Raw genomic sequence first — 19,763 nt, 5'->3', positions numbered from 1 at the left:
TATTTAACTTTCCACAAAAATATTCAAAGAACCAAACCTTTTAAATAAGTCTGTCTCAAGAGTTTCTATAGACTTTATTAAATTTTGGGGATTTTCCCCAGAAAAATTACCTGTTAGTAAATTTCCGACATATCCTTTTTGGAAGAAATACCTTGTTCCATTTCCGCTCTTTAAATCAATACATACTATGTCGAAAACATCTCCTGTTGCACCCCTTGTCAGAGAGAATGCTTGTAATAAGAACGTTGTTTTAGTTAAAGCAAAAGCTTTGGCGTCATCGGGATTATCAGCGATTATATTTGGGAAATAAACTACACTAACAGGGTTTCCACTCTGAGAATGAAGCGCCATCGTTTCATTATAAGGAAAATCAAGATTGAAACTTGTAAAATCCTTTAAAAATGAGTTAGTAAAGCAGAGTTCGTCTAGAGTATCAAGTCCCCTATTTAGAGGAATAATTTCAAACTTGTCAAATCTATAACGTGCCCCAATTAACAGTCTCTTTACTAAAATAAATACAGTAAATGAATTTTTAAAAGTCTTACTTATATCGATACCTTCTGTAAACTTTATTTGATTTTCTATTTCAAAGTTTATTACTTCGTTTTTAATTTCACTACTTGTTTTAACTTTATCATTTGCAGATATAACTTCAAAAAAAGTTCTATTAAAGTCACTTCCAGCATTAAAAAACAGTTTATCATCTAGTTTATGCTTTCCTGTATGTAGTAGTATATGCCGTATCTCATATATACCCAAAGCTAAATCGTTAGTATTAAAAACAACCTCATAATATCCATCAGCTACTTGCTTGGGCGATGTTCCAAAACCAAGCTTTGAAGTTGGATTAGGTTCTTTCGTATCAAAAATCTCAACTTGTACCTGCTCATAATGGTCAATATCAGCATGCTTTAACGTCATTGTCACTGTTTCCCCTTTCACACTAGATGTTTTGTTCAATGAAATTTCCATATAAAATAAGTGCTGAGTTATGAATAATGATTGCATTTAAAATTATCTCAAATATACTGATAAATTTAGTTGAGTTTTATTTTGCACTATTACTTAGGTTGTATGTTAATTTAATGACTCTACTTTCGATTCAGCTAAACACTTATTACTTTTCTCATTACTTGCGACCATAACCTACTTTTTTATTTTTGAGCTAATAGACTTTATCACGGTTTGTAACAAGTAGGTTTAATTAATGATAATGCTTACAGACAACTCCGTCTATTTTGATAAGTAAAAACCGTAATTTAGCGAAATTCAAGGCATTTATATATCCTTAGAAAATCAATGCAGATTACGCTCTTATCCTATAATAAATAAACCGTGATAAAGTCTAATATGTAACTAAAACAAACCTCTTTTAATCGCTTTAAGGAGGTCTTGTTTCAAATTCATTTTTAGAACTAATGAATTGCGTAATATCTTCCACTGTTGTACTTCGTTCTCATTATCTGTAAGTTTATTTACTATACCTAGTGCAAAGTTTGGCCTATAAAATCGGGCATTGTAACTTGACAATGAGTGTTGATGCTAGTCCATATTTAATTATTTAAGTAATATTCTAAAATTTCGTTTATTAGTTCTGAAAATTTTGAATCAGATAATAGTTCAAAATCAGTTTGCAATGCTTTCCTGTATTCTACTTCTGGTTCAAAAAGAGTCATTTGGTCTGTTTCGGTATCTAATCCATTTTTACTGTTGACATAATCTCCCATGCCCTCAAGACCTTTAATAAATCGCTTTAAAATATTATCAATTGCTTCAGAACTGTTGTCTATTCCAATCCATTTTCTTCCAAGTTGTTGAGCTACGCCTAAAGTTGTTCCTGAGCCCGCAAAACAATCTAAAATAATGTCACCTTCGTTTGATGATGATTCAATGATTCGTTTTAAAAGGTCTGGATTTTTCTCTGTTGGATACCCTGTAATTTTGATGCTTTGATTTAGTGAATCTTGTGTGTCAAGCCAAATGTCTTGGACAGGAATACCCTTATCTGTATCTAAATACACCTTTCTTCTTGGGTTCCCATTTGCAGACCAATAAATATCACCATTTCGGTCAAATTCATCGAGTTTATCAGGTGTGTACTGCCAATGCTTCCCTGGTGGTGGCAACATCCCTTTCCATTGTTTACCTGTTGCTCCATTTCTAATTCCTGGTGCGTGAATAGGTACTTTCTTATAACGTCTTCCTGTTGCTTCGTCAATACAAGGATATTCTTTCAGAATCTTTTGGTCGGTCCAAACCGTTGTTGCTCGATGCCAAGTAAAATTATCTGATTTAGAATAGAATAAAATATAGTCAGAAATATTACCGTAGGTGTTTCTTGTTGAGTTTTTATTACTACACTTTCTTCTTGTAATGAAACCTCTAAAGTTTTTTGAACCAAATACTTCGTCCATTATCACTTTGATTTGAGATGTCATATTACTATCGAGATGGACGTAGATAGATCCATCCTCACTTAATAACTCACGCAGTAAAATCAATCTTCGTCTTATGAATTCAATAAAATGACTTCCGACTAAATCATCTCGATACGAATCTTTCTGATTTCGAGATTGGAAAACACTATTCGTACCATAGGGGGGGTCAATGTAAATTAATTTCACTTTCCCTTTAAGATTTTTATTACTTTGTAATAAAAATCTTAAAACATCTAAATTGTCACCATAAAATAATTTGTTCTCTTTAAATTCACCGTAAAGCGTTTCGTATTTCTCTGAATAAAGTGTATTTATTATTTCCCTTTCAGGTGTTTTCCCTTTATAGAATATCTCATAATCAGTTTCAAATGAAAAATGCTCTGATGAGATAATTTGTACCGAATCCTTCCAAAATTTATTTGTTACTCCCGTTGCCATAGTTTTAACTATTTAACCATTCAAGTGTAATTCTTTCCGTAATCATTCTTAGCGTTACTACCTTAATATTGTCCGAAGATTCTTCAATATAACTGTAGTCATCCCACATTGAACCAAGTAACAATCCTGGACCATCATTTACAAAAATAATTTTAGTTCTCAAATCTTTACCTACCGCATAGTCAAGTAGCTCTCTCGAAGCGTTAGAGTAACCACCTGTTCTATCATCTTCCTGTGCTCCACCTCTATCAGAATCATATCTTGCAAACCCAACAGCTAAAATAGTTTCTCCATTTTTCATAATAAAATCCGCTGGTCGGTCTGGTTTTGGATAATCCTCAAATACTTCACCTAGTAATATGTCTCTACCAGCTCTTTCAGGGCCTAAAATTTCAAAATTTGGGAATTTACCTCTTAGAAGTTCAAACATTCTTTCAGTCATGTCATAACCCTTTTGACCTCTGTCCTTGTACTCCCATAAAACAGCACATAAAGCCTCGTCTGGCATAGGTCTTGATAAAAATGCTTTTTGAACTTCTACAACAGGTCTAAAACCTTTTCCAAATTCTCTACAAATCCATTGTGCTTTTCCTTTTTGTTTAAGCATCTCTACTGGTGTATTAGGGCTTACATATTTTCTAAAAACCCTTGCTAGCTGAATACGCATCCATGGCTGATTTACATCTACAGTTTGTAGAAATAGCTTCTCTGAACTTTCACTTGATTTTAGTAATTGTCCAAAAAGTTCAAGAACAGGTTTATATAAATTACAAGCATCAATTAGAATATCAGGATAAAACTCTCCCGTTGCTAATGTAATCCAATTGGCATTATCTGCCTTATAGTCTCGAAATGTCTTTGTCATATCATTTTAATTGCTTGTAATATTTAATTTTTTCCTCAGCTATTTTGAGTATTTTGATTCCATCATCTTCTTCTAAAAGTTGATATGTAATCTTATCGCTCAAATAACGAACTTTTAAGTCTGACTTTTTAATATGAAACATTCTTGAAATACCATCAATAATTTGTTCGTTTACGTTTCTTTCGTTTTTTTCGATCTTGCTAAGTGTCGAGGTGTCAATCTCCAACTCAGCAGCAACCTTTCTCAATGGTAGATTTGCACTTTCTCTGAGTCTCTTTATGCATTCTCCAAATGTTATAATGTCTATTTTGGACATATTTGGCCTTTGCAATTTTTGTCCAAAAATAAAGAGTTAATTTTTATTCCGTTCAATTTGTTTTGTCTTTTTATTTATATCCTTGTTGGTTTAGAATCTCCAAATGCTTCTTTTTATAGCGTTAACTTGTGTATCTGTAAAACCAAACATTGAATTTTATGACGTAAGTAAAAAGACATTCAGAGTATTTTAGCGATTTGATTTCACTTGCAGCTAACTATTTATCAAAAGTGTATTGTAAGCTTCCCCAAAAAACAGCCCTCTTTTAAAGTACTTTAAAAGAGGGCTGGAAGCATATTTTTATAAGAGTCTTTTTAGAAAGGTAAGCTGTGCAGAAGCTACAAAAGTTGTATGAAGTATTATTTTTGTAGCTTGTACTTCAAATAATCATAAAAACAAATTAACTTTCGTAAATGAGTATCTAATTTGTCTTTTTTAATTTTTTTAGATTTTAAAAAAGAATGTAGTTCATTAATATCGACATTTTTAATATCTAATAGTGGTATATACAGGATTTGGTGTACTTCATCTTCATGAGCAATTAGTTCACTTAAAGAAGAGTATTGTTGATTTATTATATTCTTTTTCTTCAAATATGAATTTGTAGGATAAAAATCGTTGATTTTTATATTATTGATTACATCGATAAAGTTTGGTACCAATTCTTTTGTATCGTCAGAACTTGGAATATTTCCTAAATCGTCTAATAAATTGGCACTTCTTAAATATTTAAAATATGGAATGTACTTACCTTGTATTATTGGTAACGCATTTTTTGAAATATTTAGTGGGTCAGCATTGAGATTGCTTTCAATACAATCTATTAATAAATCTCTTGAATCAATCCCTTTTACCCCTCTAGAAGACAAGCTTTCCTTAATACCAAAACCATAAACAAATTGAACTTTTTCTAAATCCAACTCATTTATATTCTTATCATCAGCAAGATAAACATTACTTTTTGATTTTGAATTTTTCACAAAATCAAAAACCATATGTTTCATGTGTCTTAATATTCTTAAAGGTAGCCTTCTATTGTTATTTGCTAAAACTTTGTAAAGATCCGATAATGATTTATATCTAATTTTTTTTATTGGTAAATTGATTTCACCTTCACCTATCAAATAGTTTCCATCAGATATCGTAGTTTCACTTAAAGTGTTGTCTCTTAAGCAAAATATTAACCTATCTTTTAATTTTTCAATATTGTGCTCGTCTAATATTTTAATTATTGAACTTAATATTTGATGTATATTAGAGTCTCCAATTTTATAGCCAAGAAAAATAATTGGATGCTCCATAAAAATAGTCAGTAATTTTGCGGCTAAATATGGATTTTTCTCGTGAAAAATATTGTAATCATTTTTAGTCACAACTAGACTATTAGGATTACTAATACATCCGTGAATTTTATAAATTTCGCCAACATCTATAGAATTATTAAAAATCAAATTCTCTTGTCCCACAAAAACATTAAAATTTGGAAATGTATTTTCTAAAAGGTTATCCCAATTTGTTGTAATAATTCCTTCAATATTGATTTTTTTAATTAAACTGTATTCATCTTTATATTCCTCTTGAATTGTATGTGTATTTTTCTTAAGATATTTACAAATTTCATATTTAAATGGACTTTCTTTATTTATAGATGATTGTTGAAAATCTATTCGGCTACCATTGAATTTTTGATTTTTCCACCAGTCTTCAAATAAATCTTCTGCCATATATGTTGCTACTTGAGGTAAATCATTTGTAGATTTAGAATTATAATAGTGAAAATTATTTGGTAATCCAATTTCATTACACACATTTCCTAATAATGATGCCCATCCCTCGCTATTGATGTATCTGGATGAAAAACCAGAACCAATAAACAAAAATGGAGATGTATTAAAAGATTTTAAGTGTGACTCAAATTCTGTTTCAAATTGACTTTTCATTTATATTTTGTCGTTAAAATATTGTATAATAATTTAAATACGCAATATAATTAAAATTTATACCTTGTGAGGATTACAAGTATTTGTTACAATTTTATTAACCAAAGTCAATAAATAATAGTGTATTGCCCTGAACTACAACAAAATAAAAAGGGAAGCCTATTTGATTTAGACTCCCATTCCTATCAATAAACAAGTACATACTCTGGAGATAAACTATACCTCATAATCTCCTCTGGAGTTCCTTCGTAGAGGTAGTATGTGTAAACCATTCTGCCATCCTTTAAGAAACCTACTGCATAGTTTCCTACTGCTGTTTTTCCTCCTTTTCTGAGGTAAATGTATTCTCCTTTCTCAGTCCAATAATCATAAAACTTGCTGGTATCCACTACGTCAGGGTTTGTTCCTTGTACATTGCCTTGTGTGTTGCTAGAACCTGTGCTATTGGAGTTGTTACCAGCATCGTTATTGGTTTGGCTACTGCTTGAATTCTGAGTCGTGTCTGAATTATCGAGCTGGTTACTGGCTGTTGAACTAGTGCTATTCTTCGGCGTTTTGCTTAGAAAATAAGCAACTATTATTGCCGCTATTATGGTGACAATTACTATAAGCTTTTTCATAGATTATTGATTAGGCCTAACAAGTTTAAAGGTTAGAAAGGCAAGAAATATAGCACTTATGGAGATAAGTAAAACTCTTATCGTTTTCCCTTGCTGAACTGTTACACTCGATGCGTAAGCAGAATCACTACCGTATTTTTCTGCATCGGTTTCTAATTGAGTTCTATTGGTTTTGCCTGTTTCGGTTACTTGGAAAACGCTTTTGACTGCGTTGCCTAGAGATGATATGCCAGAATTTATGATGTTTCCAATATCTGCGATGTTTGCCATATTATTTCCTTTTGAATAGTGATACGCTTAAAACTGTGATTCCTATGGCAAAAGCAATCAGGAGGTACGTTGTAAGCTTTTTGTTTTGTTCGACTTCTTTTTGATAGGCAATCCCATCATATTTTGTTCCTTGTATGGATAAATCGGTAGTGTTGTCTTGTGACTGACTACCAAACAGACCTCCCACAAGGTTGCCGACTGTGCCAATTATGTCATTCATATTTATAGGTTTAGTGCTTGAGAAATTTTGATAGCAAAACATACCCTTTTCCCCGGTGTGAAGTTGGCAGCTCTATACCATTTTGCTATCAATTTTATGATGTCGACTTAGACCTTGGGTACTGCTCCAGAGAGAGCTGGTAAAATTTTGCTATCAATTTTAAAAGCTTCAGGAGCGGAGTAATGAGCGCCGATAGAATTTTGCTATCAAAATTTGATAAAAAGTGAGCTGAAGTAATTCCCTGGTCTAAACATTTGCTATCAAAATTTCCATCCCCATGTCACAGACTTGTTTCCCAAGTAGAACAAGGCTGCTCCCAACAATGGAGTCCTAACCTTTAGCCAGATAATCTGAAATTTTTGGTTCTTGATGGTTTTGGTATCTAGTTTAATGATTTTGGAATAGTCACGAGCGTTCTGGTCTGCTAGTTCGAATGATTGAGTGGCTGCATCAATGGCTGGCTCAATTACTGTTTGATTATTACGAATGAGGGCATTGTATCGAACTAACAGTGAATCATACCTCATACGGTCAGCCACGATATTTCGTAGCTGTAGTGGCGTTATCAGATAGTACTTATTTGTAAACCGTGATTGGCTTAGGCTGTCCGTATTGGTCTGTGAATAGAGCTTCAATGGTAGAATCAGGTAGAGCAAGGAAATACACATTGATATTGCGTTCGTCTTCATGGTGCTTTTCTTGGATTTGTTCTTGGGTAGAAAGTCCGTTTTTGAATGCTTCGTAGGCAATCTGTTGGAGTGTGGTCCTTTGTTGCTCTCGATGGGCGATTCTCTCATTGATTTCTATTTTCTGTCCTTCGGCTTTAGCTACTTGGGTATCCTTCTGATAATAGAAATATCCTACCGCAATGAGTAGGCATACAAACAAAAGAGCTCCGCCCTGTAGAAGGCGTACCTTCCAGAGCGGGAGCTTGATGGGGAGATAGAGTTGACTAAACATTACAAAAGTTCAAGGATTCTATACTTGAGTAGGTTGGTCATGGCTTCGTCTTCTTCTACGAAGTTTCGTAGTAAGCTAACATCTGAAGCGTCCAACTCCAACTCGTTTCCTTTGTAGATGTCAAAGCCCAAAAACATGAGTTTTCCAGCACCTCTGTTACTGTAGGCAATACGTGAGGCTAGGATTTGTCCGATGTTTAATTCTTGAGCATTTTCTACAACTGCCTTGTCATCTAATCCCTTGAAAGGGATATTGAAGTTTATCTTTTTCTTATTCATTGGTCTTAAAAGTTACAAATTGACCAGATTGAGGATCAACTTTTTGAATACTGGTGAAAGTCAAACCTAGGTTCTCCAAAAGGTATTCGACCAAAAGGGTATCTGGTTCATTATACCAATCGTCGAATAACTGACCTTCGGCTCTCCAAATCTTATTGATTTGTGAGATTCCTTCGGCTTGAGGGAAACGAACTTTATCTACAATCTTGGAAATGTCGATGACCTCTGCATACGAGATTTCAGCCGTTTGCTTCATTTCTGAAATGTTGTCATAGTTCACTAGAATTTCACTAATGCCCTTTACATTGGGAGCTAATAGGATTTTGTACATGAGGTGTGTGATTTAGAGGGTTAAAAATTAATAAAATGAGTTGACGAAAACGACTCTGTTACCATCGAGCGTCAGGTAACCAGACGGAGCACTTGACTTGGCATACGAAGGCGTCATGTTAAGACGAAGGTCATTGGTTGATATACCATTTGAGCCTATAACTTCAGAACTGATATTGTGAATATAGCTCATCCCTTCCATCACGCATCCATGTTTGGAATTGAACCAATAGTTGGTTGAAACAACAGATGAACCATTACTGTTTATCGAGAATTCAAAGGGTTTGCCATCAATGTTATTCCAATGATGATTATGCCCAGTAGGATTAAACTCAGAGGGTTTTCCTGAAATACTATCCCAACTGTGTCCATGTCCCCAGTCAGCTTTTCCATCAAGTTTGGATTTGATAAGGTTGGTAGCTATAGGATTGGGACACCAATCTGCCCAACGGGAATTGTCTGTGACGACATCACAATGATAGCGAATGGTATTCCCATCTACCTGAACAATGTTATAGGCTCCATTAGAAAAGTTAATGGCCGAATCAACACTTCTGTCTCCTCCATTTTCTCTTAGAAGTACATTGAAAGCACCAGGCTTTCCATAAATGCTGTCCCAACTATGACCATGTCCCCAATCAGCCTTACCATCTAACTTGGATTTGACAAAACTGGTTGAAATAGGAGATGTTGTAGTGCCGTTATATCGTGAGTCGTCATTAACCACATCGACGTTAAAACGCACTTGATTTCCAAATACTGAAGCGCCAATAAAGCTACCATTACAAAAGTTGATATTTGTGTTATTGCCAGATTTAACTGTACCGTTTTCTTCTAAGTTAATCCCTGATATTTTGGTATTCCAACTTGAAATTTGACTATCTGTCACAAAGCGTTTATCGCTTGATTCTGTCACAAAAGCTGCACTAATAGCTTTCTTTGCCAGTGTCCCATCGGCTGCTGCAACAACGGGAGCATCTACTACTCCATTGTTAAAATCTGTTATCTGAACTTTCTTCGTCTGGATTTTTCCAGCTCTGGTATCGAAAACAATATTGATCGTGTTATAGCAAGTGTCTTTAAAGGCAATTCCCCACCAAGAGGCAATTTCAAGGTTGTATGTGGTACTATTTGCACCATCACCTGTTCCTTTGCTAATCGAATTGTTCCCATAGGTATTGAATCGAACAGCTCCACTCATAGAGCCACCTGCCAGTGGAAGATAGTTGTTTAAATCTGTCGCATTGGCTTTGGCATTCCATGCCGATATTTGCGAATCCGTTACGAATCTGTTGTTACTATCTTGAGCAATCAAAGAAGGTGAAAGTGAACCTACGGTTAAAGCTCCAATTATCATTGCCGAGGTAAGTGCTTGCCATATCCCATCATAATCTGTCGCAGAGCCTTTGACAAAGAGCATATTGGCAGCACCTCCCGTAGGAAGTGTGCCAATAACTTTTTCAGTAGAAACCCCACTCGTTGATTTAAAAAGGACTTTTTCTTTCATTAGAGTGCCGTGGTTATAATCGACTGCCCAAACTCTAAATGAATAGAGGTCGATGACAGTGCTTTCCCAATGAACTGGCTGATTTTACCAGCAACGTTATCTGGTGGTGTGGCAATGGCTGCACCTGAAGAACCCAAATAATAGCGTGTACCTTTAGCAAACGTTGAACCCGAAATTGTTAAACGACCTGCTATGGCTACTAACATTTGTTGTCCAACAGTGCCTGCTGTCAAAGCCACACCCATTGCCTCTCTGGCAATAGCACCATTATCAGCCAATACAAAGCCTGTGGAAGTCAAGGCAACGAGCTTTCCAGCGGTAATACCAGCCTCAGCACAGTTGTCTTTGAGTACAAAGTTTGAAATCTCATTGGGCAAAACAGATTCATCGAGTACCCCAACACCATTGAGCATAACATATTCACCAGCATCTAGTGCACCTACAGAGGTGTCGGTTGCTACTACTGCCTGAAAGTCGCCATTGGTGTTTTTTGAGATTACTTGCTTTTTTGCCATGATGAAAAATAGGTTTAGGGCTTAGAAAAAACCTAAGCCAATGATGAGGTAATAATAGGTTCCGAAATCTCAAGAACCAGTTGAGTGGCAGCTAATGCTTTACCTACTCTTTGTGATAACTTGTTCGCAACATTGTCTGGAGGTGTTACTGTTACATCTCCTGCTGCTCCTAAAAAGTAGTTTGAACCTTTGGTAAATGTTGCACCTGTGATGGTAAACTTGCCACCCGTCAAAACGGACATTTGAGCACCGTTAACGCCAACGGTTACGGCGATACCGATAACATCTTTGGTCAAAGTGGCATTATCCGCCAACACAAAACCTGTTGAAGTTAGAGCAACCATTTTTCCTACGGCAATACCACCTGTTTCTACACAGTTATCTTTGATTAGAAAACCTTTCATCCAATCTGGAATTACGGAATCATCAACGATACCTGAGTCGTTGAGTAACAAAAATCGACCAGCGTTAGCAACTGTTCCGTCCGAAGTATCCGTTGCGACGTTTACTTGCATTTTACCGTCAGTGGTCTTAATAATGGCTTGTTTTTTAGTTGGCATTTTAAATTAAGGTTTAGTTTTAAGTGATAATTTGATTGATAATGGAAACTGAGAAATCAATGTTGAGCTTTTCAGGCGTAAGTGACAAGCCAACACTTTGGGTTACACCTTGGGTAGTACTTCCATCAGGTGCGGATGGCATCAATTGTCCCGCAGGACCAGCATAGTAATTAGTATTGACTGCAAGTCCCCAATTGGCAATTTCAACGACTCCTTCGACTTGAATGTGGAGCGTTTCACCTACTGGAGCATTGTCTAAACTAATTCCTGTTGCTTTGAGATAGTTTTCCTCCAATAATGGATTGAAGTGATAGGCAAGACCGTTTTTAATGGTGATTAAGCGACCTTTTACGATATATTCACCTGCTAAAACCTCCTGAAAATCGACTCCTTTGTAGACGGTTGTATTATAGTGATTGTTGACCTCACCATCAGGTTTAGTGTCATCATTCTTGTCATCTTTGAGTTCTTCGATTTTCTGAGAGAGATTCTGCATCGCCAATCTATCCTTGGCTAATACTTCGAGTAACAAATCGGTATCCTTGTCTATTTTGGCATTGGAGGCAGCCAATTCCTTTTGCGCTTTTTGGGTAAAAAACAACATTATCTTATCCCAGAAAAGCCATATTGCTGCTAGTATGATCAGAAAGATGCTCCAAAGAGGATATTTGTGTTGTTTCATGATTCAACAAGCCTTGACTGATTTGCCAGTCAAGGCTATTTAGGTTTAGTGGCAATTACTTGTTGTAGACTTTCTTAGAAGCAGCTTTTAGGGTTTTACCCCATGTTGGCATCGGCTTTCCTGCTTTGCCAGCTTCGTAGATACTTTTCACAGCTTCCAGATTGACTTGTTTTACCTTCTTTTGAGCTGCTTTTTGAGCAGGAGAAAAGTTCCTTTTAGGCTTCTCCTCTGACTTGTTTGGGGTCTTTTTCATAGGTTATTGAGAATTTAAGAGGTTTTTTTACGAATAAGGATGTAGATAGCAAAAGTGAGCAAAATAACCGCACTTGGAATAATCCAAGCCAGTGGGTTATTCTTAGTTTCACTGGCTACAATTGAACCTGTGAGCTTTCGTATCAGGAGCTTCCCTTTGGTTTTGACAGCTTGCCAGTATTCACCTTGAACACTGAGCCAACTAATATAACCACCTTCATACAACTCACGGGGTCTTTTCAAAAGTCCTAGAAAATCATACTTGATATTCTCGACATGAACCTTGTTGAACCAGTCAGGTGTAATGAAGTTGGAAACTTCAATGCCATCAATGAGATAGCCTTTCCCGTCCGTAGCATCAGCGACTTCCTCAACATAGAGTGGGTCATCTTCATTTTCCTTAAACCCTGTAGTTTTTCGAAACTTCTTGAGATAAGGATTATGAACCATTTCCAGAATCTCATGTGAAAGAACATAGCTGACTTTACTCGAATATCTGACCTTCCCAAATGGAATACCATCGTCATCGACTCCATGAAAACCACCAAGGTCTTCGCCAATGTCATATTCGATGGTCACAGGGAAGTAACCTTTTGGTATCGAGTTGGTACTACTAAAAATCGTAGCTTGTGCTTCAATTGCCCAATAGGGTGCAAAATGTAGTGCCAATTGTTTGTTGATGGCTGCTACGATTTTTCGTAGTTGGTCTAACTCTATTTCCTTTACTTTCGATACTACTCCGATTTTAATCATCTTTCTTTTTGAAATAGATAACAATGGCAGTGCCTATGCCCACAATCGCCAAACCAACTATCCAAAGGATATTCTGACCTGTTCTTTGCAACTGTTGTTGCTGGACATTCGGGTCAGGTTGTTGGTTGTTGAGGTTAGAATCCTGATTGATGGCGTTTGGAAAAATACTGGTAAAAAGTAATCCCACACCTGCCAACACTCCGCCCCAATTGGTATTGGTTTCCTTCTGAGCTATGACATTGCCTTGGTTGTCTTTTACCTGCAAAGTCGTCCCATTGGCAGAAACAGGATTCTGTGTTTTTCCTGTAAAAATACCTTTAATCCCTCCCCAAATATTGGAGATAGCTTGACCGACCTTGGTTTTGCCGTTTTTATCCGTATTTGTCTGGTTTGAACTATCCGTTTTGGAAGTATCCAAACCCTGTGAAGTGTCCGTTGGTGTCTTTTTCATTAGTCTTCTTTTTTACGGATAACAATTGCCCAAATCGTGACACCAATCAATACTACACCAGCTATCAGGCCAAGGATTAAACCTGTTTTTGAATTTGTCCCAGCACCTGAGCCAGCCGCAGAGGTTGGAGGTGTCAATCCATCCTTTTTCTCTCCTTGATTTTGGGGTGATTCGGGATTATTGAGGTTAGATTCGTTTTCTTTTTTCTCCAATTCTGCATTCTTACTAGCCTTTTCCTTGTAATCTTTGTCGGTCATTACCTCTGAAGCTTTTACCCAATACAGGGCTGTTTTTAGAAAACTATCTTTATTGACATAAGGGTTATAAACCCAAAGTGAACCAGATACTTGATAAAAAAGGATGCCACCTTCAACTTCTGAACGACCTGTAGCAGTACCAACGTCAGAGAAGATTCCTGCCCACAACTTCATAACAGATTGCTGTGGTGGGTTAAGCGCATCTCCAACATAAGCATGAAGTTTATTGTTGGGGTCTGGTCGGGAGTTGCTATCATTCAAAATCCAGATAGGTTCATCTTTGGACATGAAGTCATAGTATTCTCCATTAGGACCTTTAGCTGCGAATGCGTAAACATTCTCTTTGTTGGTTTTTAGCAGCGTACCAGCTTGAATACTCATAATAATAGGTTTAGCGGTTATTCGTATTTATTGATTTTTCGAAGTTCTTTTTCCTTACGAAGCTGGATAAAATTGAGCATCATTCCTGACACATAGAAACCAGCGATACATAAGCCAACAAAGAAGCTTCCGAGTTTTAAGAGTTTGTTAAACATCGTTTCAGGGGTATATTCGTGGATAGAGTTTTTGAATCATTAACCGCAAATCATTCGGAGAAACACTCTCAGGGTCATGACTTGCTAACGGTACACCTGATTTACAAAGTGCAACATAACAGAGGTCAGCACAACAAAAACCGTCTTGACTCAGCCCCATCGGATACAACATACTTCCCAAGACCCCACCCCAATTATAGGGTTTACCTACCTTTCGTGCTACGTATTTTCGTGTCTCGACTTCGTAGTACCACGGAATTTCGTAGAACTCCCAATAAAACGGGTTTCGATTCTGGTCTTCTGCAAAGATGTTTACACCTGTAAATTCATTTGAAGAACCGACCTTACCATCTGAGAAAACTAGCTCACAATGAATAAATTCACTTCTTAGAAAAGTCTTCATCAATTGATTGTAAAAGTCTTTTCCGTCGTGTTGATAGTGCTTAAAAGCAATCATGAATTTTCTCATCCTGCAACGACTTCTTCTTCCTTAGGTGGTAGTTTGGGATTTACGCCAGCATCTACGGCTTTGTAACCTAGATATGATTCAAGACCTGCTTTGGTAAGCTCCAGCTTTTCGTGCATCTCAGGAATAAACACTTTGATAATTTCGCAAACGAAAATTCCCAAACCTGCAATCGTAGTTTTGGGGTTATCGACCGCCACCTTGATAAAAGCTTTTAAGCCTGATACATCAGACTTCTGCGCATTTGCAGGATTCTGTTGAGCGACCATTTGCTGCATCACCAAGGTGTTTTGATGGAGTGCTGCTAATATTTCATCCTCATACTTTGCCATAATGATTGTTAGTTATCGTCCTCGTTGTCCTCTATTACCTTTCCAGACTTCATGTTTTCATGCTTAAGCTTCTCATTCTTGATTTTCCAATACACATAAATGGCGGATAAAAGAAAGAAGCCTGCTTGTGCCAAATCTGAAAAGTCATGAATGATAAAGCCCATGACTGGTATTTCTAAGAGCATATCGGAATCGGTATAATATATGTTTCTAAAAACGTTTAAGTTCATTTGAAAACCTTGATGGTTTGTTTGAAAAAATCCTTTATGAGCCCTTTTAATGCTTGCCATGAGTCGGGACGCACGATAAAGTAGCCCGTTGCTACAAAGAAGCTAATCCCTAGGATCCACAACAAAGCCCTGCCAGTTTGGGAACTAATCGACCCTGTCGTTAGATTTGTTTTGTCGTAGCCGACTGGCAAGGCTTTGTTTAGGAATAGTTTCACTTCTGCCACTGTCACCACGCCATCTGAGTTGTAATCAAGTGGGTTGCTATTGTAAGCCGTTGAACCTTTACTGTAAAGCACAGTATTGTCAGATTTGCCGAATGCTATGGGAAAGTGTACCAAAAAATAGAGCTGATAAGCATCTTTAGGCACACCTCTTTCCTTGATTCTTCGTTTGAGGTATTCTCTCACATAAGGCAATTGCTGGACATGGTTCATCTTGTACAGTGCTGCGGTACTTGTCCCTAGGTCTTTGGCTGTACTTTCTAAAAACTGAATTAATCCTGTAGCCGTCCCTTTAGGGTTTCGAGCTTGTGGATTGAGCCTTGACTCTGCCCACATGACAATCATGAGCCAATCAGGATTTTTGATACCTAGGTCTGAACAAATCGCCTTAACCGTATTCTCAAAGGCTGTCCGTAGGTTTGAGGGTATTTTTTCAATATAAACTAAGCTCATAACCAAACGGAATTTTGTCTTTGTATTCAGGTAGTTTCTTGTGGAGTTTTACGGCATTTTGGACAGACTTTTTAAAGAAGAACTTTACATCTAATACTTCCAGTTTGCCGTCTCTATCACCATAAACCGTATCTAGTACTTTATTGTATTGGTAGGCTTTTTCACGCTCGTAGGCAATAACATAGCCATCACCTTTACCAAGGGCAGCGGGATGGAAAACGGCTAGATACACATCATAGGCTGAGTTCATCTTCCCGATATAGGGTTTGAGATAAGGATACACCAAGTGCTCTAATTGCCATTCTCCAAACTTACCCCTGACTTGCCCTAATGAATAGCCCAAACGTCTTAGCGTACTTGGCAGGCATTGAATCAAGCCGAATGCTTCTGAGAGCTTATTTTCTGCTTGCGAGCTGTGCTTACTTTCTACCCAAATGACCATCATCAGCCATTCAGGCTTGATTTTGAGTCTTTGGGCTACGTCTCGAACTTTGGAGATATAGCCGTAAGGGTTTCGGTATGTGAGCCATTCAAAGGGTAGCATATATTAGTTGTTAATCCACTTTTTCAAAAAGATTGAGATAAGAATCAGGAGCGTACCAGCCCCTAGGGCAGTAGCTCCAAGTTTTAAGGCACTAGGCACATCAAATTGTACATTGATATTGGCTGTACCTAGATTGCCTAATAATCCACTTTGGTTATTCATTAGTAGTTAAGTTTTAGGGCAATCATGCGCTGTTCCATTCGAGTTTGCTGGTCGCCATTCCATGAGAAGAGAATTTTCTTCCAGCTTGTGACTCTAGTCCAAAGGGTTGCAGCATCCTTTTTACCGTATTTGGCATTATAGGTCTGAACTAGGAGATGGAATTGGTCATTGGTCAGTGAAAGAGCTTTGATATAGGCATCTCTCAAATCATCACTATTGCCAAACCATGAGTCAAAGTAGGCATGGAAATCTTCTACCAATGGGTTAGGATTCCAGTCTTTGGGAAGCCCTGAGCCTGAATTAGGAAGTGGGAGTTCCAGAAAGGTTTCCTCTTTGGGCGTTGTCAATCGCTTGTAGGCATAAAAGGCAGCCGCACCAAAGACTACGTACCAGAATACACTCGATGAGGTGAGTTTATTGACCACCTTGAGGAAAGTTCCCCATGCTAGGCTTAGTGCTTTCATTAATCACCTTTGAGTTTAAAGAGTTTACCAATGAGTTTAATCGCTAAAAAGCCTGCTACTGCACCGATTGCGCCTTTGATGATGACTTCCTTTACTGTCCAGCCTTCGCCTGTGTCCACTTGAGTTACTACGACCTCTTTGCTTGTTCCTGTAGTAGTATCTGTTTTAGTGACCGTCTTTTTGACAGGTTGTGAAGTGACAGGTTTGACCGTCGAACAGTATTGAACTGCCACATAACCCACACCACCCATTGCCAAGTTGAATTTCAGAAAGCCATTGACACTTTTACCATCGGACTGACCAATCAAATTACCTTTATTGACGGCTGATTTAATGGCTGAGGTTAAAGATGCCCCTGTTCTGATTCTGACACTATCGCCAGTGCAATAGTAGTTCTTCGTTCCAGAAACCACCGTTGGCGTTGAAATAGTGGTAAGGTCAGACAAAGGAACAATGGCGTTGGTACGATATTTCAGCATATACAAAATAGGTTTGTACAACTGAACCAAGGCTAGTTTGGAATCTTCATAGACATCTTGGATAATCCCCAATTGAAGCCCATTATTCATCTTGCCAATCACACCACCAAAGTTTATCTTGGTTGGATTATCTTCATCCCAATCGGCAGTATCATACAACTTCACGTAACCGTATTTAGGGGATGTTACCTTAACGGACATTCCTATACGAACATTTTTTATATCAATTGCCATTGTGTTTGAGTTAAGACCAGACAGCCTATCAATGATAGGCTGTCTAGCATGATTATCTTAGTCTTCGTCCTCGTTGCTAAAAGACTTCCAAGCAAAGTAGCCAGCCAAAATGGCTAATCCAGCCAACACGTAGTTGAGTGGTTTTTTATAGAATGGAGTAGCTGCCTCTGGAGAACCTTCAGTAGAAGCGCTCACGCTTGAACCACCCAAGACTTCTTTAATGATGTCAGAAGTATCTTTTGCTGCAAATGGAACATTCGAAATAGCTCCTTTACCATCCGCATACAAACCGATTTCCTTGTCAGAGACAGTGTAAGTCATACCAACGGTTTGCGTTGCTGGTAAAGCAAACGGTTTCAATGATTTGGCATATTCAGCAATACCAGTTTCATTGAACCAACCTGAACCTTCTAATATGGTTGGGTTCATAGGTTCAAATGTGCTACTGCTCGTATGTTTGGCAAAAAGGACTTTTTGTGAATTGATTTCACAGATAGCAAGTGTCCAAGTACTTTTTTCGTCGAATTTAAAGGCGAAAATTACGTCACCTTGTTTAATTGCACCAGGTGCATGGATATTGATAATAGATGCCATTTTCTTGTGTTAAGAGGTTTGGAGTTAAAAGAAAATTTGAATAGTGATTAGGATTTACTTAAAGCCCTCATAAGGGATTTTGCGAGAATCAAGAATGTTCTGTAGCTTTTTCGAGTATGCCATCAGCCTTACAATCAATTCATTGTCGATGGCTACTGGAGCTGGCTCAATATAACCTTCAATTGGAAAATCCACTAAGTTCTGCTGGGTGTACTGCATTGGCGTTGTGCCTGTTTTAAGACCCACTGCCACCAAGTCTGCATCCGAAGCAAGTAGGTTGGCATGCTCAGTATTAAACCCATTGAGAATACTTAATTTGGGAATGATAGTTGCATGAGCAAAATACTCTTTTCCTACTGGAATTAGCTTGTCAGGCGCATTACTGGCTGCAATACAGGCAAAGGTTAAACCCAAGCGCCGAAAGATTTTGATGTTTCGAGTAATATCATCGTTGTAGTTGACACTAGCGATAATATCACCGTTTTGATACTGTTTTGCGAAATTCATGTTGAATGGAGATAATATGAGAACCTAAAACGAAACAAAGAGCACTAAGCCTTACTCAGCATAGTTTACTTCAACATCTACCGAAATAGATTCAAGAAGTGGCAAAATAATATGCTTGTTCAAAGTGATGTGCTCGTTGACATGATAGATAAAGGAATCCCCCCCTTCATGTTTGGCTTCAATCTCACGGGTAGTGGTTTCACCTTTTCGAGAAGTAGTGTTTACCTCTAATTTCTTACTCATTTGAGCGAGCTGGTTCAATTCAGATTTTACCTTCACACGAATACTTTCAATCGTTGGAGGATACACGTAATCAAAATCCTGTACGTGGTCTAAGAGAATGCCCTCTTCAGGTGTTGCCGTGATTTCGGTATCGTTATCGACTGCTTTGAACGTCCCATCGGTGACATAGCGACCATTCAAAATATTGCCTAAGCGAAGACCAGGCATGAGGCAGACTTTAGCTTCTGTTTCACCGTTTTGTAGGTTGTACTTCACGCTCTTAGACGGCGGAGTGCTTTCCTGACTAGGGTTTAAATCAATAATGTTTGACATGATAAATAGGTTTTGTTGCTAGGTTGATTTTTCCTTGTTTGCAGCTACAAAGTTACGATGGCTTTTTAGGGCGTTGGAGGTAATATGGTGGTAGTAGGGAGTTAAAAAAGTGTAGTTGTAGGGTAAGAATGACTCAGGTTTAAGTTTTACTTAGTTAGGTTATTGACTAAATAAGATTTTTCCGAAGCGAATCACTTTAAAAACGGAAATCAATATCTATTCATTTACATTTTTTTTAAGATTATCATACTTTATATTATTACTTATTGGTCAAATAATATAGATTGATATAAGTTAGACATAATCCAAAAATCTTTTTAGTTATTAAATTATC

General features: G+C 37.3%; 32 protein-coding genes. All 32 read right to left on the bottom strand.

Annotated features, from left to right (window positions below):
* Positions 1–3 precede the first annotated feature (3 nt).
* Positions 4–972, bottom strand: a complete 969-nt coding sequence (locus tag QM481_RS10975) for a hypothetical protein (protein WP_283381800.1) — start codon at positions 970–972, stop codon at positions 4–6.
* A 581-nt stretch (positions 973–1,553) separates the two neighbouring features.
* Complete coding sequence (locus QM481_RS10970) at positions 1,554–2,876, bottom strand: site-specific DNA-methyltransferase (RefSeq protein ID WP_283381799.1); 1,323 nt, start codon at positions 2,874–2,876, stop codon at positions 1,554–1,556.
* Between the two features lie 4 nt (positions 2,877–2,880).
* Positions 2,881–3,741 (bottom strand): hypothetical protein, encoded by an 861-nt coding sequence (locus QM481_RS10965; protein WP_283381798.1) that lies wholly within the window; start codon positions 3,739–3,741, stop codon positions 2,881–2,883.
* A gap of 1 nt (position 3,742) precedes the next feature.
* Entirely contained in the window at positions 3,743–4,057 is a 315-nt protein-coding gene (locus tag QM481_RS10960; RefSeq protein WP_283381797.1) for a helix-turn-helix domain-containing protein, read from the bottom strand.
* Positions 4,058–4,416: 359 nt separating this feature from the next.
* Positions 4,417–5,997 (bottom strand): SIR2 family protein, encoded by a 1,581-nt coding sequence (locus tag QM481_RS10955; protein ID WP_283381796.1) that lies wholly within the window; start codon positions 5,995–5,997, stop codon positions 4,417–4,419.
* A 185-nt stretch (positions 5,998–6,182) separates the two neighbouring features.
* Positions 6,183–6,617 (bottom strand): hypothetical protein, encoded by a 435-nt coding sequence (locus QM481_RS10950; RefSeq protein WP_283381795.1) that lies wholly within the window; start codon positions 6,615–6,617, stop codon positions 6,183–6,185.
* Positions 6,618–6,620: 3 nt separating this feature from the next.
* On the bottom strand, positions 6,621–6,887 hold the full coding sequence (locus QM481_RS10945; RefSeq protein ID WP_283381794.1) for a hypothetical protein: 267 nt from the start codon (positions 6,885–6,887) through the stop codon (positions 6,621–6,623).
* Position 6,888: 1 nt separating this feature from the next.
* Positions 6,889–7,107, bottom strand: coding sequence for a hypothetical protein (locus QM481_RS10940; protein ID WP_095160497.1), 219 nt, complete (start codon positions 7,105–7,107; stop codon positions 6,889–6,891).
* A gap of 260 nt (positions 7,108–7,367) precedes the next feature.
* The gene (locus QM481_RS10935; RefSeq protein WP_283329977.1) at positions 7,368–7,634 is read right to left on the bottom strand and encodes a hypothetical protein; all 267 of its coding nucleotides are present in this window, start codon (positions 7,632–7,634) and stop codon (positions 7,368–7,370) included.
* A gap of 49 nt (positions 7,635–7,683) precedes the next feature.
* The gene (locus QM481_RS10930) at positions 7,684–8,067 is read right to left on the bottom strand and encodes a hypothetical protein (protein ID WP_283381793.1); all 384 of its coding nucleotides are present in this window, start codon (positions 8,065–8,067) and stop codon (positions 7,684–7,686) included.
* Positions 8,067–8,345 carry a hypothetical protein gene (locus tag QM481_RS10925; RefSeq protein WP_166554173.1) on the bottom strand — a complete coding sequence of 93 codons (279 nt, stop codon included), beginning with the start codon at positions 8,343–8,345 and terminating at the stop codon, positions 8,067–8,069. Before QM481_RS10925 ends, QM481_RS10930 begins: the two co-directional genes overlap by 1 nt.
* On the bottom strand, positions 8,338–8,676 hold the full coding sequence (locus QM481_RS10920; protein WP_283381792.1) for a hypothetical protein: 339 nt from the start codon (positions 8,674–8,676) through the stop codon (positions 8,338–8,340). Before QM481_RS10920 ends, QM481_RS10925 begins: the two co-directional genes overlap by 8 nt.
* Positions 8,677–8,703: 27 nt before the next feature.
* The gene (locus QM481_RS10915) at positions 8,704–10,182 is read right to left on the bottom strand and encodes a tail fiber protein (RefSeq protein ID WP_283381791.1); all 1,479 of its coding nucleotides are present in this window, start codon (positions 10,180–10,182) and stop codon (positions 8,704–8,706) included.
* A complete protein-coding gene (locus QM481_RS10910; RefSeq protein WP_283381790.1) occupies positions 10,182–10,697 on the bottom strand; it encodes a hypothetical protein in 516 nt (171 codons plus the stop codon). Before QM481_RS10910 ends, QM481_RS10915 begins: the two co-directional genes overlap by 1 nt.
* 32 nt (positions 10,698–10,729) lie before the next feature.
* Positions 10,730–11,257 carry a hypothetical protein gene (locus QM481_RS10905; protein WP_283381789.1) on the bottom strand — a complete coding sequence of 176 codons (528 nt, stop codon included), beginning with the start codon at positions 11,255–11,257 and terminating at the stop codon, positions 10,730–10,732.
* Between the two features lie 19 nt (positions 11,258–11,276).
* Positions 11,277–11,939 carry a hypothetical protein gene (locus tag QM481_RS10900; RefSeq protein ID WP_283381788.1) on the bottom strand — a complete coding sequence of 221 codons (663 nt, stop codon included), beginning with the start codon at positions 11,937–11,939 and terminating at the stop codon, positions 11,277–11,279.
* A gap of 55 nt (positions 11,940–11,994) precedes the next feature.
* Positions 11,995–12,192, bottom strand: a complete 198-nt coding sequence (locus QM481_RS10895) for a hypothetical protein (protein WP_283381787.1) — start codon at positions 12,190–12,192, stop codon at positions 11,995–11,997.
* Positions 12,193–12,206: 14 nt separating this feature from the next.
* Complete coding sequence (locus tag QM481_RS10890) at positions 12,207–12,944, bottom strand: hypothetical protein (protein ID WP_283381786.1); 738 nt, start codon at positions 12,942–12,944, stop codon at positions 12,207–12,209.
* On the bottom strand, positions 12,937–13,395 hold the full coding sequence (locus tag QM481_RS10885; protein ID WP_283381785.1) for a hypothetical protein: 459 nt from the start codon (positions 13,393–13,395) through the stop codon (positions 12,937–12,939). The genes QM481_RS10890 and QM481_RS10885 overlap by 8 nt, the downstream gene beginning before the upstream one ends.
* Positions 13,395–14,033, bottom strand: a complete 639-nt coding sequence (locus tag QM481_RS10880; RefSeq protein ID WP_283381784.1) for a hypothetical protein — start codon at positions 14,031–14,033, stop codon at positions 13,395–13,397. The genes QM481_RS10885 and QM481_RS10880 overlap by 1 nt, the downstream gene beginning before the upstream one ends.
* Positions 14,034–14,050: 17 nt before the next feature.
* On the bottom strand, positions 14,051–14,188 hold the full coding sequence (locus QM481_RS10875) for a hypothetical protein (protein ID WP_166554030.1): 138 nt from the start codon (positions 14,186–14,188) through the stop codon (positions 14,051–14,053).
* A 4-nt stretch (positions 14,189–14,192) separates the two neighbouring features.
* A complete protein-coding gene (locus tag QM481_RS10870; RefSeq protein ID WP_283381783.1) occupies positions 14,193–14,657 on the bottom strand; it encodes a hypothetical protein in 465 nt (154 codons plus the stop codon).
* A complete protein-coding gene (locus QM481_RS10865; RefSeq protein ID WP_283381782.1) occupies positions 14,654–14,986 on the bottom strand; it encodes a hypothetical protein in 333 nt (110 codons plus the stop codon). Before QM481_RS10865 ends, QM481_RS10870 begins: the two co-directional genes overlap by 4 nt.
* 8 nt (positions 14,987–14,994) lie before the next feature.
* Positions 14,995–15,216: a hypothetical protein gene (locus QM481_RS10860; protein WP_283329991.1), complete on the bottom strand. Its 222-nt coding sequence runs from the start codon at positions 15,214–15,216 to the stop codon at positions 14,995–14,997.
* Entirely contained in the window at positions 15,213–15,890 is a 678-nt protein-coding gene (locus QM481_RS10855) for a transglycosylase SLT domain-containing protein (protein ID WP_283381781.1), read from the bottom strand. Before QM481_RS10855 ends, QM481_RS10860 begins: the two co-directional genes overlap by 4 nt.
* On the bottom strand, positions 15,871–16,434 hold the full coding sequence (locus tag QM481_RS10850; protein ID WP_283381780.1) for a transglycosylase SLT domain-containing protein: 564 nt from the start codon (positions 16,432–16,434) through the stop codon (positions 15,871–15,873). The genes QM481_RS10855 and QM481_RS10850 overlap by 20 nt, the downstream gene beginning before the upstream one ends.
* A gap of 3 nt (positions 16,435–16,437) precedes the next feature.
* Complete coding sequence (locus QM481_RS10845; protein WP_166554115.1) at positions 16,438–16,596, bottom strand: hypothetical protein; 159 nt, start codon at positions 16,594–16,596, stop codon at positions 16,438–16,440.
* Positions 16,596–17,060 carry a hypothetical protein gene (locus QM481_RS10840; RefSeq protein WP_283381779.1) on the bottom strand — a complete coding sequence of 155 codons (465 nt, stop codon included), beginning with the start codon at positions 17,058–17,060 and terminating at the stop codon, positions 16,596–16,598. The genes QM481_RS10845 and QM481_RS10840 overlap by 1 nt, the downstream gene beginning before the upstream one ends.
* Entirely contained in the window at positions 17,060–17,773 is a 714-nt protein-coding gene (locus QM481_RS10835) for an SH3 domain-containing protein (protein ID WP_283381778.1), read from the bottom strand. The genes QM481_RS10840 and QM481_RS10835 overlap by 1 nt, the downstream gene beginning before the upstream one ends.
* A gap of 57 nt (positions 17,774–17,830) precedes the next feature.
* Complete coding sequence (locus QM481_RS10830; RefSeq protein ID WP_283381777.1) at positions 17,831–18,367, bottom strand: hypothetical protein; 537 nt, start codon at positions 18,365–18,367, stop codon at positions 17,831–17,833.
* Between the two features lie 54 nt (positions 18,368–18,421).
* Positions 18,422–18,874, bottom strand: coding sequence for a hypothetical protein (locus tag QM481_RS10825; RefSeq protein ID WP_283381776.1), 453 nt, complete (start codon positions 18,872–18,874; stop codon positions 18,422–18,424).
* Positions 18,875–18,925: 51 nt separating this feature from the next.
* Positions 18,926–19,429: a hypothetical protein gene (locus tag QM481_RS10820; protein ID WP_283381775.1), complete on the bottom strand. Its 504-nt coding sequence runs from the start codon at positions 19,427–19,429 to the stop codon at positions 18,926–18,928.
* Positions 19,430–19,763 lie beyond the last annotated feature (334 nt).

Source organism: Flectobacillus rivi (genome assembly GCF_030056655.1).
Classification (GTDB): domain Bacteria; phylum Bacteroidota; class Bacteroidia; order Cytophagales; family Spirosomataceae; genus Flectobacillus; species Flectobacillus rivi.
This window is presented reverse-complemented; position numbering and strand designations above follow the sequence as displayed.